The sequence below is a fragment of the Streptomyces nymphaeiformis genome, assembly GCF_014203895.1.
GTDB classification, from domain to species: Bacteria; Actinomycetota; Actinomycetes; order Streptomycetales; family Streptomycetaceae; genus Streptomyces; species Streptomyces nymphaeiformis.
The window spans coordinates 298,936-315,166 of the sequence record NZ_JACHJY010000009.1 but is presented as its reverse complement, the minus strand read 5'-3'; the positions used below and the strand labels follow the sequence as shown (position 1 = coordinate 315,166).

Sequence of the window (16,231 nt, the reverse complement as noted above, 5' to 3'; positions counted from 1 at the left end):
GTCCTCCTCCCTAGCCGTGGAACCCGAGTACGGTCACGAACTCCGCGCCGTCGGCGACGCCCGTGCCGACCAGCGTGGTGGCCGGCTCCTTGCGCCCGAAGCCCGCGGAGTACCAGCCCAGCGGAGGGTTGCTCTCGCCGCGGTGCGCCCGCCAGGACAGCTGCGCGGGCAGGTCGAGCACCGCGGAGCGGTCCTCCCCGTCCACGCTCCAGCTGAGCACCGCCCGGCTCCCGACCAGCTCGGCGGCGACCGTCGGGCCGAGGTGGAACGCCAGCTCCACGGCCGCGCGCGGGCCGCCCCGCACCTCGTCGACCACCCGGAGCTCCCGGCTCGCGGCCGTCAGCTCCACCCGTCGGCGGTGCGTCGAGGGCTGGTAGCCGTCGTGCTCGGCGCACCAGCGGGACACCTCCGGGTTGGAGGTGTCCGCGACCAGGACGCGGCTCCCGGCGTGCCGGGTCCACAGGAACGGGCCGCCGGAGACGGACTGGTCACGGCCGTCGAGCCGCAGGGTGTTGTGGCCGAGGGTCGACCGGAAGTACTGACGCCACTCGGGCTGCCCGTGGTAGCAGTACGTCCCCGGGTCGGCGAGCACGTCGACCCCGTCGTGCCGGACCTCCACGGACAACGCGTCCGCGTGCCCGTGCGCGGCGATGGACAGGAACCCGTGCGGACCGCCGTCGCAGCGGACCCAGACCTCTCCCGGACCCCTCAGGATCGTCATGCCGGCGTCGGGGAAGTGGACCGGCCGGCTCGCCGGGCGGGTCCACGTCCTGACGCCGGGCCCGATCAGCGCGGCGAGCAGCGGGGTGCGCACATCGGTGCCGGTCACCTCCGGCCACCACGCCAGCCGGCCGAACACGGCGTCGCCGGTGGCGAGGAGCGAGCCCCAGCGGTCGGTGCCCGAGCCGTCCACGACCAGACCGTGCCCGTCGTCCGCGTCACCCTGGCGCGGCGGCCGCAGCCGGCCGTCCACGACGGCCGCGAGCGCGTCGGTCATCCGCAGCAGCACGAGCCGGACCGTCGCGGGCACCGGCACGCCCGCGGCGTCCGCCTCGGCCAGCGCGGCCAGGCCGAGTTCGAGGACGAGGCCGTGGTACTCGGAGGCCAGCTCGCGGTTCAGGCCCGACAGGAAGGTGTTGCCGCGAAGGTGCCGGTCGAGGGAGCGCAGCGCGTCGTCCCGCCAGCGCGCCGAGGAGGGGAACCAGTCGAACGCGCAGGCCGCGGCGAACTGCCCGGCGGCCTCGGCGATGACGTGGTTGTTCGCCGACGACCCCCGGCTGGGGAAGGCGGCCAGCCAGCGCTGGTGGTGCCAGATCTGCCGGAGCGCCACCGGGTTCTCCTCGAACAGCGCGGCCGCGCCCGGCCAGCCGTCGAGCAGCCGGCGCACCCACACCCAGGAGAGCAGCCGGATCCCCAGCTCGATGCCGCTGGTCCAGTGCACCCCGCGCAGCGGCGGGTTGCCCGCCCACCACGACCGCAGGTGACGGGCCACGCGCTCCGCGTACCGCTCGTCCCCGGTGACCGCGTAGGCGGCGGCGAGCACGGTGAGGTACTGGTGCCGGGACAGCTCCCAGATCTGCTTGACGTCCCCGACGGTCTCCTCGTCCCGGTACGGCACGTCGAAGGCGTACCCCGACGGGGCGCGGCGCCCGGTCTTCGGGTCGAACCACCAGTCCGGGTCGGCCAGGTCGTCCCGCTCCACCCCGAAGTACTCGGCGTACCCGGCCATCAGCCGGTCCGCCTCGGCGACGAGACGCTTCGCGGCGTCCGGAGCCACCGCGTCGAGCGTCCCGGCGGGGAGCACGGCGGTGAACCGGGCGCCGGTCACGTCCGGGCAGTCCGGGCGCGCCGACCGCCACCGCCGTCTGCGCACCGCGTCGACCGCCCGGCCGCCCACCTCGCCGGGTCCCATGGCGGACAGCCGGCGCAGGTACCAGCCCGGACTCCCCGACTTCACGGTCATCGCCGCTTCTCCAGCGTCACCGGCGCGCCGCCCGCCAGGCCGGCCGGCACGGCGAGGGTGGCCGCCGTGGTGGCGACGAGCGACTCCAGCGGCACCGGCATCGGACCGCCGGTCCGCACGGCCCGGACGAACGCGGCCAGCTCGGCGTTCTGGCCCTTGTCGCGGGCCTTGGGCAGCCGCGAACTGACCCACCGCTTCTGTCCGTAGACCGACGCCCGGACGAAGTCGTCGAGCCGCAGCACCTTGCCGTCGGCGACCAGGTCGAGGGTCTCCTTGGGGTAGCCGGAGGCGCCGGTGGTGACGTAGCTGATGGTGGCGGTGGAACCGTCCGGGTAGCGCAGCACGACCTGGAGGTCCTCGTTGCCGGGGGTGGCCACCGCGTACACCGACACCGGGTCGGCGTCGAGCAGCCAGCTCGCCGTGTCGATGAAGTGCCCGCCCTCGCCGGCGAACCGCGAGCCCTCGCTGCCCTGCCGGAGGTACCAGCTGCCGTGCTCCAGACGCCCGGCGTTGACCAGGTAGCGGAGGTTCGCGGGACCGGTCCGGGCACCGAACCGCTTCTTCGCCTCCTGGAGCAGCGGCGCGAACCGGCGGTTGAAGCCCACCTGCAGCCGGTCGTTGCCGGACTCCTCCACCGTCGCGAGCACACCGGCCAGCTCGTCCTCGCTGAGCGCCAGCGGCTTCTCCACGAACACGGCCTTGCCGGCGAGCAGCGCCTTCCGGGTCAGCTCGGCGTGCGAGCTGTGCCGGGTGACCACGAACACCGCGTCGACGGACTTGTCGCCGAGGACGGCGTCGAGATCGGTGGTCGCCCGCGCGAAGCCGAACTTCCGCTGCGCGTTGGCCGCGGACAGGGCCGTCGTGGTGACGACCGTGGACAGCTCGACGCCCTCGCGCTCGGCCAGGTGCGGCAGCAGCATCGACGTGGCGTAGTTGCCCGCGCCGACGAACGCGATCCGTACCGGCGATCCGGCGGGCCGGGCCTTCGCCGGCTTCACGTGCACCGCGGGCACGGCCACCGCCGGCGCCTCCGCCGCACCGGCCTCCTCCGCCTGTTCGGGGTACCGGAACAGCACGGCAACGGCCTTCAGTTCGCCGTCCTTCAGCGACCGGTACGTCTCGACGGCGTCGTCGAAGTCGGCGACGTGGGAGACCAGGGGCTCCACGTCGACGCCGCCCCGGGCCATGAGGTCGAGGAAGCAGGCCAGGTTCCGGCGCTCGGTCCAGCGGACGTAGCCGATCGGGTAGTCCCGGCCCTCCAGCTCGTACTCCGGGTCGTAGCGCCCCGGGCCGTAACTGCGGGAGAACCGGACGTCGAGCTCCTTCTCGTAGTACGCGTTCCACGGCAGGTCCAGACGGCACTTGCCGATGTCGACGACCCGGCCCCGGTCCCGGCACAGCCGGGCGGCCAGCTCGACGGGCTGGTTGCTGCCGCCACCGGCCGCCAGGTACACCTGGTCCACGCCGTGCCCGTCGGTGAGCTCGGCGACGGCGGCCTCCACCGCCGACGACCCGGGATCGGCGCAGGCGTCGGCGCCCAGCCGCTCGGCGAGCTCGCAGCGCGCCGGGTCGGGGTCGGCGCCGACGACGCGGACGCCCGAGGCGGCGAGGAGCTGCACCACCAGCTGCCCGATCAGCCCGAGGCCGATGACGAGCGCCACCTCGCCGAGCCGCGACTCGCCCTGGCGGACGCCCTGGAGCGCGATGGACCCGACGGTGCCGAAGGCCGCGTGCCGCGGCGCGAGGCCGTCCGGCACCGGGGTGTACAGGTTCTTCGGCACCCAGTTCAGCTCGGCGTGCAGGGCGTGCTCGTTGCCCGCGCAGGCCACGAGGTCGCCGACCTTCACGTCGTCGACGCCGGCGCCGACCTGCTCGACCACCCCGCACAGCGAGTAGCCCAGCGGCGTGTACGAGTCCAGCTTGCCCATCACCTTGCGGTAGGTCGCGGGCACCCCGTTGGTCGCCACGCTCTGCACGACCTTGGCCACCTGGTCCGGGCGCGAGCGGGCCTTGCCCAGCATCGACATGCCGGCCTCGGACACCTTCATGAGCTCCGTACCGGTGGATATCAGCGAGTAGGCGGTCCGGACGAGGACACCGCCCGGCTTGCACCCCGGCACCGGCACGTCGAGCACGGCCAGTTCGCCGCTCTTGTAGTTCTGTACGACCTGTTTCACCGAAGTCCTCTTGTTCTCTACGCAGTCAAGGAAGCGGTCTGGCCGGACCCGGAGGTCGCGCCGCGGTACCAGTACTCGAGGGTCAGCACGTGCCACAGATGCTTGGAGTGGTCCCGGTGCCCGGCCGCGTCCTCGGCGGCGAGCCGCGCCAGGGCGTCGCGGCGCAGGAACCCGGAGCGGACGAGCTCGCCGTCGTGGATCACCTCGCGCACCAGCGGGGCCAGGTCCCGGCTCATCCAGGCGCGCAGCGGGGCGCTGAACAGGCCCTTGGGCCGGTAGACGATCTCCCGCGGCAGGACCGAGGCCGCCGCCTCCTTGAGGACGGCCTTCCCCTGCCGTCCCACGATCTTGCGGTCGCCGGGCACGGTGAACGCCGCCTTGACCACCTCGACGTCCACGTACGGCACCCGCACCTCCGTCGACGCGGCCATGCTCGACCGGTCCGTGTAGGCGAGGTTCAGGCCCGGCAGGAACATCCGGGAGTCGCCCAGGCACATGCGGTTGACGAAGTCGTCGAGCTCGTTGTCCTCGTACACGTCGGCGTGCTCGGTCAGCACGTCGTCGACCGTGCCGGCCAGGTCCGGATCGATCAGGTCGAGCAGCTCGTCCCGGTCGTACATGGTGTAGCTCCGCCGGAACGCGGTCTCCTCCGGCAGATCGGCGAAGGACAGGAACCGCTTCGCGAACCGCACCGACCGGTACCCGCGTCGGGCCGAGGCGACCGGCAGCCGGTCCACGGCCGCGGACACCCCGCGCCGCAGGGGCCTCGGGACGCGCTGGTAGCGCAAAGCGATCAGGTTGGCCAGGTGCTTGCGGTACCCGGCGAACAGCTCGTCGGCCCCCATCCCCGACAGCATCACCTTCACCCCCGCCTCCCGGGCGGCCGAGCAGATCAGGAAGGTGTTGATCGCGGCGGGATCGCCGATCGGCTCGTCCAGGTGGTACGTCATCCGCGGCAGCAGGTCCAGCACGTCCGGAGCGATCTCGATCTCGCGCAGGTCGACGCCGAACCGCTCGGCCACCTGCCGGGCGTAGCGCAGATCGTCCGGCATCGCCTCGAACTTGGCGTCCTCGGCGCGGAACCCGATCGTGTAGGCCGAGATCCCCGGCTGCTCACGGGCCGCGAGCGCGGTCAGATAACTGGAGTCGAGCCCGCCCGACAGGAAGGTCGCCACGGGCACGTCGGCCAGCAGATGGCGCCGGGTCGACTCCTCGACGATCGCGGCGAGATCCGGCAGCTCGCCGGCCAGGGCCCGCTCCCTGCCCTCGGCGGCGACGTCCTTCAGGTGCCAGAACCGGCCGCGCTCCACCCGTCCGTCGGGCCGGCACCGCAGCCAGCTCCCCGGCGGCAGCTTCTCCGCCTCGCGGAACGCGCACCGCGAGTCCGGCACCCAGTAGTAGAGCAGCGAGGCCACCAGGGCCGCGTGGTCCACCTCGAGGGAACCGCCGGTCACGGCGGCGAGCGCCTTGAGCTCGGAGGCGAACACCAGACCCTCGCCGCGCCGCAGCAGGAACAGCGGCTTGATGCCCAACTGGTCGCGGACCAGCACCAGTTCACCGGTGCGCTCGTCGAAGATCCCGAACGCGAACATGCCGCGCAGCCGGGGCAGACAGTCCGTGCCCCAGCGCCGCCACGCCTCCAGGACCACCTCGGTGTCCGACGTACCGCGGAAGCGCACACCGGCCGCCGCCAGCTCGGCCCGCAGCTCGGGCGCGTTGTACAGCTCGCCGTTGTACGTCAGGACGAGGCCGTCCGACACCATCGGCTGGGCGCCGGTCTCGGACAGGTCGACGATGGACAACCGGCGGTGCCCCAGGTGCACTTCGCCGTCACCGACGGGATGGCCGTACCGGCCGGACCCGTCCGGACCACGATGGGCGAGGGTGTCGGTGAGCCGGTCGGTCACTTCCTTCCCGTCAGGCCAGCGGTACGTGCCTGCGATGCCACACATGTGCTACCGAGCCTCCTGGTCGTTCTCCGGGACCGTCGCCCACGCGGGCAGCCGCTCCCTCTGCCGCCTGCCCGCGCCGTTCGGCCGGGCCGGCCCCTCGTTCTGGCCGCGCGGCGCGGCCGACGGCCCCCCGTCCCACAGCGTGCCGTCGGTCCGGTCACGCGGATCGGGGTCGATCAGCACCACACCGAGCACGAGGATCCGCTGGTCGGCGAGCTGCCGCGCCACGGTGTGCAGCCAGGCGGCGCTCTCGTGACCCGCCCGCACGACGAGCACGGTCCGCGTGCCGAGGTACGGCAGGTCGGTCCACGCCGCGCCGGGCGCCACCGAGCCGACGCCGATCCGGCGCTCCTGGTGCGCCACGGTCGCGGCGCGCTCAAGGCCGACCACGGTCGGGTCCCCGGGCCGCGGGCGGCGGTCGGCGAGCTCCGGTCCCGGCAGGCCGTCGACGACGACCACCGGTCCCTCCTCGCCCAGCACCCAGGCGAGGTCGAGGGCGATCACGCTCGCACCGCGCGCACAGCCCAGTTCGAGGAGGGACATCGGCTCCGCGGAGCCGCGCGCGGTGCGGGCCAGGGACGCGGTGAGCCGCGTCCGGGCCGCCCGGGCCCGGCGGCGCCGCCACCGGCTGCCCGGCCGACCGGGCAGCTCCGCGATCACCGAGACGCCGAGGTGCGCCGCGATCTCCCGGCGCAGCACGGGACGGTCCGCCACCACCGTGCCGACGGCCGCCACCGCGAGACCCAGGGCCAGCCCGAGGACGAGCCCGATCCCGGCGTCCTTGGCGAGGGTCTTGAGCAGGGACCGCTCGACCGGGCGCGGGTCGTCCACGATCTGCGTGCCGGCGATCAGCCGGGGCGTGCCGATGCGGGCCTGCTCGGCGCGCTGGCTGAAGTCGGAGATCCGCGAGGTGAGTTCGGCCCGGCGGGAGAACAGCGACTCCGTGTTCGCGGAGGCCTTCGGCGCGCTCGTAGGCGACTCGTCCCCGATCTCCTTGTTGACCTGGGCGAGTTCGTCCTTCAGCCGGTCCCGCTGGTCGAGCAGCGCCTTCGCGTCGGCGTTCGCCGCCTGCTGTATCCGCCGCACGTGGTCCGCGACGAACGCGTCGGCCAGCGCCTTGACGCGGGTCACCGCCTCCGCCTCGCTGTCACCCCTCGCGTTGATCTGCAGCAGGTTGTTGGTGAGGCCGAGACCCTCGTACTCCTTCATGAAGTCCTCGGGCTTCTCCGGTGACTTGAGGGCCTTCAGGGCGTCACCGGCGATCCGCGTGGTCTGCAGCAGCGCGACGTCGGTGCGGATCAGCGTCCCGGGGTCGTTCGGCTGGTCCTCCTGCCGGGCGACGAGCACCTTCGTCATCGCGGTCGGCGGCGCCGGCAGCAGGACCGCCACCGCCGCGCCGAGGACCATCCCGAGCAGCGCGAGCGACCCCCAGAGCCGGCGGCGTCTGCGTACCGCCACCACCAGGGAGTGCAGATCGAGCAGCGGAGCGGCGGCCGGGGACTCCGCGGTCGCACGTGTCGTCACGCCGTACCTCCCGTCGCGTCGGCGCCCACGGCGACCGTCGGCTTCGCGGCCTCCCGGGGCCGGCCGGCGGACCGCTTCGTACGGGTGCGGACCGTGCCGGCGAGGACGACGCCGACGACCTCGTGCCCGGCGTCCGCGCACGCCTCGGCGATCCCGGCGAGCTCGGCGGCCGTCCACTGGCCCGCGCTGAGCACGACGAGGGCGCCGGACGCGTCGTCGCGGTCCGGCACCATCGGCTCGGACACCGACACGTCCACCGTCCGCAGCGCGGGGTCGCTCCCGGCCTCGGTGACGAGCTCCCCGGCGGCCCGGCGGGCGATCGGGTCGCCGTCCGGGACCACGACGAGCAGCCCCCCGGGGCCCGGCAGCCGGTCCCGGAGACGGGCGCACACCCGCCGGTAGCGGATCTGCCGGCCGGCCTCGTCGCCCGAGCGCGGGGGCGGGACGTCCCACCGGACGTCGATGCCGAGGAGCCGGCGGAACCAGGTCCGCGGGCCGCGGCCCTCCGGCCGGTGCGCGTGCCGCTCACCGGGCACGTCGACGGTGCCCAGGAGCGCCACGCCGAGCGCCCCGGCGATCTCCCCCTCGGTGCGCAGCCGGCGGCTCATCCGCGCGGCGGTGAGATGCCCGATGACCGTGACCAGGAAGAACAGCAGCGCCCCTGCGGCGATGAGCTGCGGCCGCGTCGGCGGGGCTTCGCCGGTGGGCCGGGCCGCCGGGCCCATGACGACCATGTGGGCCTTGCTCGACGTGGGGTCGGCCTGGCCCAGCTTCTCGATGGCCGACTGCAGCGAGGTGCGCAGCCCTTCGAGCTCGGTACGGGTCTGCACGCTCTCCACGCTCCGCCCCGTACCGGACGCGTCGGCCAGTTCCGTGATGCGGCGGCTGGTCTGCACGACCGTCTGCCGCAGGGTCTCCAGACGCGCGGCCGCCTCGGGGTCGGCGTTGTCGCCCACGATCCGCGCGGCGAAGGCGACGAACTGCGCCGCCACCTGGTCGGAGAGCTGCTGTGCGCGCTCGGGCGTGTCGGCGGTGCCCGAGATCGCGATGATGTTCCCCTCGGTGGCCTTGGCGGTCACCCGGTCCTTCAGCTCGGTGGTGCCGATCCCGCTCCAGTGGAGCGCGGACGCCACGCGGTCGATCACCACCGAGCTGGTGGCGACCTCCGCCTGGGTCCGCAGCTCGCGCTCCTCCCAGGCGCCCGGCAGCAGGACGGACGCCGACGTCGTGTAGCGCGGCGGGATCAGCAGCGAGGTGCCGTACCCGACGAGCGCGCCCACGAGGACGACGACGGTGAGCAGCCGCCGTCGCCGACGGAGGATCCGCCCGATCGTGACCAGGCGTATGGTGTCATCGCTCAACGGAGCGGCCTCGTCCCTTCCCGGTCCGTGTCGTCCCGGTCCGTGTCGTGTGCCTCGTTGTCGTCCGCCTCCGTGTCGTCCGCCTCCGTGTCGTCCGTCGACGCCGGAGCGTGCGGACGGCAGGCGGCGGCGTAGGCGGCGAGCAGCGCGCGCTGGGAGTTGGGCCAGGACAGCGGCCCGCCGATCCGCTCCTGGCCGATCTTGCCCATGAGCTCCCGCTTCTCCGGATCGTCGAGGAGCCGCGCGACCAGCCGGGCGAACTCGGCCTCGTCGTTGGCCGGTGCGTAGACGGCGGCGTCACCGGCGGAGACCCGCGCCTCCCGCAGGTCGAAGGAGACGATCGGCCGGCCCATGACCATGTACTCCAGGACCTTGTTCATGGTCGACACGTCGTTGAGCGGATTGTGCGGGTCGGGGGAGAGGCACACGTCGGCGGTGGACAGGTAGCGCACGAGGTCGGCGTCCGGGATCCGCCCGGTGAACTCCACCTGCTCCGAAAGACCCAGCTCCCGGGACAGCTCCACCATCGCGTCGAAGGTGTCGCCGCCGCCGACGAACACCGCGTGCCAGTCGCTCCGTCCGACCTCGTCGCGCAGCCTCGCGAGGGCGCGCAGGGCGTAGTCGACGCCGTCCTGCGGGCCCATCACGCCGAGGTAGCACAGCAGATGGGGCTTGCCGCGCTTCAACTCCGGCTCGGGCGGCACGGGATGGAACCGGTCGACGTCCGGGGCGCTGCGCACCACGAACACGTCCGAGGGCCGCCGGCCACCACGGCGCACCGCGACGTCCTTGTAGCTCTCGTTCGTGGCCAGCACGACGTCCGCGGCCCGGTACGTCATCCGCTCGAGCGCGCACACGCCGCGGTAGAGCAGGTCCTTGCCGCGGTCGAACCGGGACAGGTACAGCTCGGGCACCAGGTCGTGCTGGTCGAAGACGAACCGCGTGCCGCGCCGCTTCAGCCAGAGCGCGGGCAGGAACAGCAGGTCCGGCGGGTTGCAGGCGTGGACCACGTGGACCGGGCCGACCTTCCGGGCCAGCCGGAAGGTGTGCCACAGCGCCGATCCGTACTCCTTGAGGTATCCGGCCGGTCCTCCGGTGGCCGCGCGCAGCGGGTAGCGGTGGATCCGCACCCCGTCGATCTCCACCTCCCGCTCCGTGTCCCGCTTGCTTCCCTGCGGGCAGATGACGTCCACCGTCCAGCCCGCGTCGCGCAGCGTCGTGCACTCCTGCCACACCCGCCGGTCGAACGGCACCGACAGGTTCTCGACCAGGATCAGCGCGCGCCGAACCCGCTTCCCGCCGCCGGACTTCGTGCCACCGGACGTCGTGCCGACGGACTTCGTGTCACCAAGCAAGACCCATGTACCCCGGTTCGGCCCGCCGCGCGTCCGCGTCGGGAAGGTGGATGAGATCGACGATCACCGGGCCGTCACCGTGGGGGAGCGCCGAGAGCACGGCCGGATCCCGGGTGCCGACCAGGCAGACCTCGGCGTGTTCGAGCACCTCGTCGACGGAGTCCGTGAGCAGCTGCGCGAGGTGCGGCAGCCGGGACTCGATGTACTCGCGGTTCGCGCCGAGCAGCCGGGAGAGGTGCACGTTGGCGTCGTAGATCCGCAGCTCGTACCCCTTGCCGTAGAGCCGCTCGGCCAGTTCGACGAGCGGGCTCTCGCGGAGGTCGTCGGTGCCGGGCTTGAAGGAGAGCCCGAACAGGCCGACCCGGCGCTTGCCGGTGCGCTCGACCAGCTCCACCGCCCGCTGGAGGTGGTCGGCGTTGGAGGGCAGTACGTGGGACAGGATCGGCACCGAGACGTCGGCCCGCTGTGCCGCGTGGACCAGGCTGCGCAGGTCCTTGGGCAGGCAGGAGCCGCCGAAGGCGAAGCCGGGCCGCAGATAGGCGGGGCTGATGTTCAGCTTGCGGTCGGCCAGGAACACGTCGATCACCTGGTGCGAGTCGACCCCGAGCGCCTGGCACACGGCGCCCAGCTCGTTCGCGAAGCCGATCTTGAGGCCGTGGAAGGCGTTGTCCGCGTACTTGATGGCCTCGGCCACCGGCACGGGCACCCGGAACACCTCGCCGGGCAGGCCCTCGTACAGCGCCGCCACCACATCGCCGCTCGCCGCGTCGAGTTCGCCGACGACGGTCTTGGGCGGGTCGAAGAAGTCCCGCACGCTCGTGCCCTCGCGCAGGAACTCCGGGTTGACCGCCACCCCGACGTCCACGCCGGCCGTGCCGCCGACGTTCTTCTCCAGGATGGGCACGAGCAGGTTCAGGCAGGTGCCCGGGAGCATGGTGCTGCGGAACACGACGGTGTGCCGTCCGCCCCGCTCGGCGAGCGCGGCGCCGATCTCCTCGGTGACCCGCTCCAAGTACGTCGTGCACAGGCTGCCGTTGGGCTCCGAGGGCGTGCCCACGCAGATCAGCGACACCTCGCTGTCCGCGATCGCCTCGCGGACGTCGCCGGTGGCGCGCAGCGCCCCCGACTTCACGACCTCGGCGACGAGTTCGCCGATCCCCTCCTCGACCACCGGGGCCTTGCCGTCGTTGACCAGGTCGACCTTCACCGGGTTCACGTCCACCCCGATGACCTCGTGACCCATGCTGGCCAGGCACGCGGCCGACACGCAGCCCACGTAGCCGAGTCCGAACACGCTGATTCTCATGACCCGTTCCTCCCCCCAGTCAGGCCCTTCCGGCCTGTGGTCCGCGTGCAGGCCGGACGGCTTCCCCCGCGCATCAGTACGCCCCCTGCCCGTAGAGCACCGCGCGCAGCGTCTTCCACAAGATCACCGTGTCCAGGGCGAGCGACCAGTCCTCCACGTACCGCAGGTCGAGGCGGACCGCCTCCTCCCACGGCAGGTCGCTGCGGCCGCTGATCTGCCACAGACCGGTGAGTCCGGGCTTGACGAGCAGGCGCCGCCGGATGTCCGGGCCGTACGCGGCGGACTCCTCCGGTAACGGCGGCCGCGGGCCGACGAGCGACATCGAGCCGGTGAGCACGTTGAAGAGCTGCGGGAGCTCGTCGATCGAGTACCGGCGCAGCACCGTCCCCACCCGGGTCACCCGCGGGTCCCGGCGGAGCTTGAACAGCGGTCCCGCGCCTTCGTTGCGGTCGGCGAGCGCGGCGCGCGCCGCGCCGTCGGCCCCGGTGACCATCGTGCGGTACTTGAGGATGGTGAACTCGCGGCCGTCCTTGCCGACCCGGCGCTGGCGGTAGAACGCCCCGCCCCGGCTGTCCAGCATGACGAGCAGCGCGACGAGCACCATCAGCGGCGCGAACAGGACCAGCAGGGTCGCCGCGCCCAGCCGGTCGACGACGCCCTTGATCGCCCGGCGGCCGCCGGTGAAGGTCGGCATGCTGACCCGGAGCAGTGGGATGCCGAGCACCGCGTCGACGTGCAGCCGCGGGCCGGCCACCTCCATCAGGACGGGCGCCACGACCATCTCGGCGTCGCTGCCCTCGAGGTTCCAGGCGAGCCGCCGCAGGCGGTCCGGCGACCAGTGCGCGTCCGGGGTGACCGCGACGACCCGGTAGCCGTCGTGGCGGACGTGCTTGGCGACGTCCGACAGCTGCCCGACGACGGGAACCCCGTCGAGCAGGTCGCCGTCGAGCCCGCGTCCGTCCGTCGTGCAGACCGCCTCCACCCGCCAGCCGATGTGCGGGAACTTGCGGGTCCGGGTGATCAGGTCGCGCACGGTCGCGGGGCTTCCGGCCGCGAGCACCGGGCGCAGGCAGCGCCCTTCCTTCCGCTCCCGGTGCAGCCAGAGCCGCAGCAGGTACCGCGCGGTCATGGTGACCAGCGCGATCGCGGGGATCGCGACGAAGATCCAGAGCTTGATGTTCCGCGAGGTGAGGGCTATCCCGCCGAGCGCCAGGACGACGACCACCGTGAACAGGGAGCGTCCGAGTCGGCGGAACTCCTCGGCGCCCTGGCCGAGCACGGCCGGGGCCCACGAGCGGTTGACCGCGAGCGCGCCCAGCACGAGCAGCTGGGTGCCGAACGCGAGAATGCCCCACTTCTCATGCCAGTTGGCCGCGTCCCGCGCCCCGAAGAAGTCGCCTATCGCCGTCACCACGAAGGCGGTGGACACGGCGTCGCTGATGATCACGGTACGGCGGTAGCGCTGTTCCCACTCGAGCGCGGGCCGGCTTATCGCCCCGTCCGTCAGACGCTCGTGCGCCGACGGAAAAGGGCTGACTACTCCCCCTTGCCGCACAGAACCCCCCAGGTCCCAGTGGTTCGACGTGTTCGCCCAACACTCCCCCAGGAGCCCGCGCCCTCCCCGGCGGCAGACATCCCGGCCCTACTCAGAGCTGTGCAAACGGGAACCGGTCCGCGCCCCGGGTGCTCCCCGCACCCGCGGCCCTCCCGGGCCCCGGAACTGATCGTCCCCATGGCTGGTGGCGGGGACGTGACTACTGGCTTTCCATGGCGCCGGACCTGTGGTGGATGAGTGGTCGCCTCGTGTCCGATCACCTGAAGCACGGTCAATCTAGAGCATCGAGGACCGGTATGAAGAGGGAATGTGTGAAATTTGTGCCCGAGGTTCGAGGCTGGCCGGATCCGCCGATCGGTGACCGGTTATGGGCGCCTTGATGCCGCTGTGTTCTCTCGTAACTCGCCGCCACTCCAGGGGCGTTTGCGACGGCTGTGACCAGGGTCACGTGCGCGCCCCGTGATGTTTCCCGGGGCGGATCCGCTGGGTCACCCGGTGGCTTCCGCCACTCCTACGGGGAAGGTGGTCATCAGTGGACTGCGAGAGCCTGACGTTGCGCGCGGACGGCATGGGGCGGCGTGCGGAGGAGTTCGTCGAGAGGGCGACCGCGAGGGCGCGGCTGCCGCTGGACTACTCCGTCGGCAGCCTGCGCGTCGTCGACCGGGTCGTCGACGGGCTGCGGCGGGGCGGCGCCGGACGGGAGGAGGTGGCCGGGACGCTGCTCGGCCTCGGGGCCTATGTGGGGGAGGTGCTGGTGCGGGAGGCCGGGGGCGCCTGGGTGGACCTGCCGGACGCGCACATGCTGCGGTCCGTCTTCGGGTACCCCGTCGCGGTGCGGATGCCGGACGGCCGGGTGTGGAACCCGCTCGGCCGGACCGTGAACCGCTTCGAGATCGGCACGAAGGAGTCCCTGTACCTGTACTTCCTCACCCTGCACGGCCGCCGGTCGGCCGGTCCGCGCCGCCTCCTGACCCCTCACCCCGACAGAGTGTCGGGAAAGGCCTGTTGACCGTCTGACAGGATGGACGTCCTCCGGTTGTTCCGTGGGGACCGGGGTTCGTGGGTGTACGGGTTGTGAAGAGGGTCGGGTGGGCGAGGGAACGGGGCACGCGCCCGCCAGGGCACACGACCCCGAACACGACGAACCGTCCGGCCCCGAGCACGACGAACCGTCCGGTTCCGAGCCTGCGGCTCTCCCCGGTCCCGAGCGCGAAGACCCGTCCGGCCCCGAGTGGGACGTCCGCCTCGCCGAGGCCGTCGAGCGGGCCCGGCGCGGGGACGAGGGGGCGTTCGCGGAGGCGTACCGGATCGTGCATCCCGGACTGCTGGGCTATCTGCGCGGGATCGTCGGCGAGGACGCCGAGGACGTCGCCTCCGACGCGTGGCTGGAGATCGCCCGGGACCTCGGCCGCTTCCGCGGCGACGGCGCGGGCTTCCGGGGCTGGACCGCGACCATCGCCCGCCACCGGGCCCTCGACCACCTGCGGCGCGTGCGGGCGCGCCCCCGCCCCAGCCGGTTCGAACAGGACATGCTGGAGCTGCCGGCCGCCGGTGACGCGGCGGGCGAGGCGCTGGACGCGCTGTCGACGGAGACGGCACTCGCCCTCATCGCGGGTCTCCCGCGCGACCAGGCCGAGGCCGTGCTGCTCCGGGTCGTCGTCGGGCTCGACGGCCCTTCGGCCGCCCGAGTGCTGGGCAAGCGTCCCGGTGCGGTACGGTCCGCCGCACATAGGGGATTGAGGCGACTTGCGAAACAACTCAAGGGGAGAGGGAGGTGACGGATGCCTGACGAGATGCGCGACGGAGAGCTGGGGGAGCTGATGAGAGCCGCTCTGCGCGAGGAGAGCGTCGCCGGAGGGGAGAAGGGCGCTCTCGCCGCCTTCCGGGAGGCCCGTGACGCGGGGCTGCACACCTCACGACCCACCCGTGACCGCGACGACTGGACACCGGCCGAGGAGCGGCGGCGTCCCCGGCGTTCACTGAAGACGGCCGTGGCCGCGCTGGTCGCGAGCGTGACCCTCGGCGGCGTGGCCGTCGCCACCGGCGACCTTCCCGAGCCCTTCCTCGGCACCACCGCCCCGACCTCCGAACCGAGCCCCGCCACCCACTCGGCGCCGGGTACCGACCCCGCTCCTGCTTCCGCTTCCGCTTCCGCGGAGCGCGGTGCGACAGCGGGTGCGACCCGGACCCCGCCGCCCGGCACGACCGCTCCGCTGCGTCCGGAGAAGGATCCGCCGGAGCTCCCCGGCAGGAGCCGTGAGGCCCTCTGCGACGCCTTCGAGAAGACGGAGGGGGAGGCGAAGGGAAACGGGAACGGGAACGGTAAGGCGAAGACGAAGGCCGGAGCACCCCCGTCCACCGCGCGGCAGCGGCTCGTCGCGGCCGCCGGCGGCGAGGAGTTCGTGGCCGAGTACTGCGGGCACGAACTCCGCCCCGCCCGTGACCCGTCCGCCGCGCCCCGCCCGAACGACGGCACGGGCCGCGCCGGCTCCTGGGCCGGCCCCGGCAGGGGCGACGCGCACGCGCGCGCCGACAGGCCCTAGAGGTCGAACTCGTGCGGCGGCAGGTCGAGCGTGAAGCACGCCTCCCGCACCACGGCCTGCTCCGTCTTGTCGAAGTCGCCGTCCGCGCCGCCGATGACGATGCCGATCTGGACGACGGCCCGGGCCTCGGCCGGCTTCTTCTTCGCCTTGGCGATCTCCTGGAGCACGCTGACCTTGCCGAAGTCGAAGTCGGCGGTCAGCTTGTCCAGGTTGGCGTCGAACCGGCGCTGGAGGTCGGTCGCGTCGAAGTTCTGCAGGACCTCGTTGGTCGAGATCAGCTGGGCGACCCGGCGGCGCTCGGCGGGGTCGATCGTCCCGTCGGCGGCGGCGACCAGCGCGCACATGGCCATGCTCGCGTCGCGGAACGCGCCGCTCTTCAGGTCGTTCTTCTTCGCCACCAGCTGGGTCTGCATCGTCGATGCGGATTCCTTGATGCGGTCCCACAGAGCCATGGTCGAGTACTCCAGACGTCGATTGTTTCTACGGACTTGTAGA

At 72.9% G+C, this 16,231-nt stretch carries 12 protein-coding genes; 3 read left to right on the top strand and 9 right to left on the bottom strand.

Features of this window, described 5'->3' with window-relative positions; all coding sequences use genetic code 11:
• Positions 1-10: 10 nt before the first annotated feature.
• The 8 genes from GGE06_RS30085 to GGE06_RS30050 all read right to left on the bottom strand — a co-directional run bounded on the left by GGE06_RS30085 (position 11) and on the right by GGE06_RS30050 (position 13,193).
• Positions 11-1,963, bottom strand: coding sequence for an alginate lyase family protein (locus tag GGE06_RS30085; protein ID WP_181924470.1), 1,953 nt, complete (start codon positions 1,961-1,963; stop codon positions 11-13).
• Complete coding sequence (locus tag GGE06_RS30080; RefSeq protein WP_184932316.1) at positions 1,960-4,140, bottom strand: bi-domain-containing oxidoreductase; 2,181 nt, start codon at positions 4,138-4,140, stop codon at positions 1,960-1,962. Before GGE06_RS30080 ends, GGE06_RS30085 begins: the two co-directional genes overlap by 4 nt.
• A 17-nt stretch (positions 4,141-4,157) precedes the next feature.
• Positions 4,158-6,092 carry an asparagine synthase (glutamine-hydrolyzing) gene (gene asnB / locus GGE06_RS30075; RefSeq protein ID WP_116158371.1) on the bottom strand — a complete coding sequence of 645 codons (1,935 nt, stop codon included), beginning with the start codon at positions 6,090-6,092 and terminating at the stop codon, positions 4,158-4,160.
• A gap of 3 nt (positions 6,093-6,095) precedes the next feature.
• The gene (locus GGE06_RS30070) at positions 6,096-7,616 is read right to left on the bottom strand and encodes a Wzz/FepE/Etk N-terminal domain-containing protein (RefSeq protein ID WP_116158370.1); all 1,521 of its coding nucleotides are present in this window, start codon (positions 7,614-7,616) and stop codon (positions 6,096-6,098) included.
• Positions 7,613-8,977, bottom strand: coding sequence for a Wzz/FepE/Etk N-terminal domain-containing protein (locus tag GGE06_RS30065; RefSeq protein ID WP_116158369.1), 1,365 nt, complete (start codon positions 8,975-8,977; stop codon positions 7,613-7,615). Before GGE06_RS30065 ends, GGE06_RS30070 begins: the two co-directional genes overlap by 4 nt.
• On the bottom strand, positions 8,974-10,332 hold the full coding sequence (locus tag GGE06_RS30060) for a glycosyltransferase family 4 protein (protein ID WP_376773602.1): 1,359 nt from the start codon (positions 10,330-10,332) through the stop codon (positions 8,974-8,976). The genes GGE06_RS30065 and GGE06_RS30060 overlap by 4 nt, the downstream gene beginning before the upstream one ends.
• Positions 10,322-11,638 carry a nucleotide sugar dehydrogenase gene (locus tag GGE06_RS30055; protein WP_116158368.1) on the bottom strand — a complete coding sequence of 439 codons (1,317 nt, stop codon included), beginning with the start codon at positions 11,636-11,638 and terminating at the stop codon, positions 10,322-10,324. Before GGE06_RS30055 ends, GGE06_RS30060 begins: the two co-directional genes overlap by 11 nt.
• Positions 11,639-11,711: 73 nt before the next feature.
• Positions 11,712-13,193: a sugar transferase gene (locus GGE06_RS30050; protein WP_184932315.1), complete on the bottom strand. Its 1,482-nt coding sequence runs from the start codon at positions 13,191-13,193 to the stop codon at positions 11,712-11,714.
• Between the two features lie 532 nt (positions 13,194-13,725).
• On the opposite strand from GGE06_RS30050, the gene GGE06_RS30045 reads away from it, so the two are divergent.
• The 3 genes from GGE06_RS30045 (at position 13,726) to GGE06_RS30035 (ending at position 15,736) form a co-directional block, all read left to right on the top strand.
• Entirely contained in the window at positions 13,726-14,202 is a 477-nt protein-coding gene (locus GGE06_RS30045; RefSeq protein ID WP_376773601.1) for a hypothetical protein, read from the top strand.
• 79 nt (positions 14,203-14,281) lie between these two features.
• Positions 14,282-14,971: an RNA polymerase sigma factor gene (locus GGE06_RS30040; RefSeq protein WP_312883357.1), complete on the top strand. Its 690-nt coding sequence runs from the start codon at positions 14,282-14,284 to the stop codon at positions 14,969-14,971.
• Positions 14,972-14,974: 3 nt separating this feature from the next.
• Positions 14,975-15,736 (top strand): hypothetical protein, encoded by a 762-nt coding sequence (locus GGE06_RS30035; RefSeq protein ID WP_184932314.1) that lies wholly within the window; start codon positions 14,975-14,977, stop codon positions 15,734-15,736.
• Here the strand turns inward: GGE06_RS30035 and GGE06_RS30030 are convergent.
• The gene (locus GGE06_RS30030; protein ID WP_116158365.1) at positions 15,733-16,188 is read right to left on the bottom strand and encodes a tellurite resistance TerB family protein; all 456 of its coding nucleotides are present in this window, start codon (positions 16,186-16,188) and stop codon (positions 15,733-15,735) included. The two genes, GGE06_RS30035 and GGE06_RS30030, sit on opposite strands and share 4 nt — an antisense overlap.
• Positions 16,189-16,231 lie beyond the last annotated feature (43 nt).

What these genes read in the sequence shown, in the direction of transcription:
- GGE06_RS30055 (WP_116158368.1), bottom strand. Translation starts at nt 11,638, where the DNA reads ATGAGAATCAGCGTGTTCGGACTCGGCTACGTGGGCTGCGTGTCGGCC.
- GGE06_RS30035 (WP_184932314.1), top strand. Translation starts at nt 14,975, where the DNA reads ATGCCTGACGAGATGCGCGACGGAGAGCTGGGGGAGCTGATGAGAGCC.
- asnB (WP_116158371.1), bottom strand. Translation starts at nt 6,092, where the DNA reads ATGTGTGGCATCGCAGGCACGTACCGCTGGCCTGACGGGAAGGAAGTG.
- GGE06_RS30085 (WP_181924470.1), bottom strand. Translation starts at nt 1,963, where the DNA reads ATGACCGTGAAGTCGGGGAGTCCGGGCTGGTACCTGCGCCGGCTGTCC.
- GGE06_RS30030 (WP_116158365.1), bottom strand. Translation starts at nt 16,188, where the DNA reads ATGGCTCTGTGGGACCGCATCAAGGAATCCGCATCGACGATGCAGACC.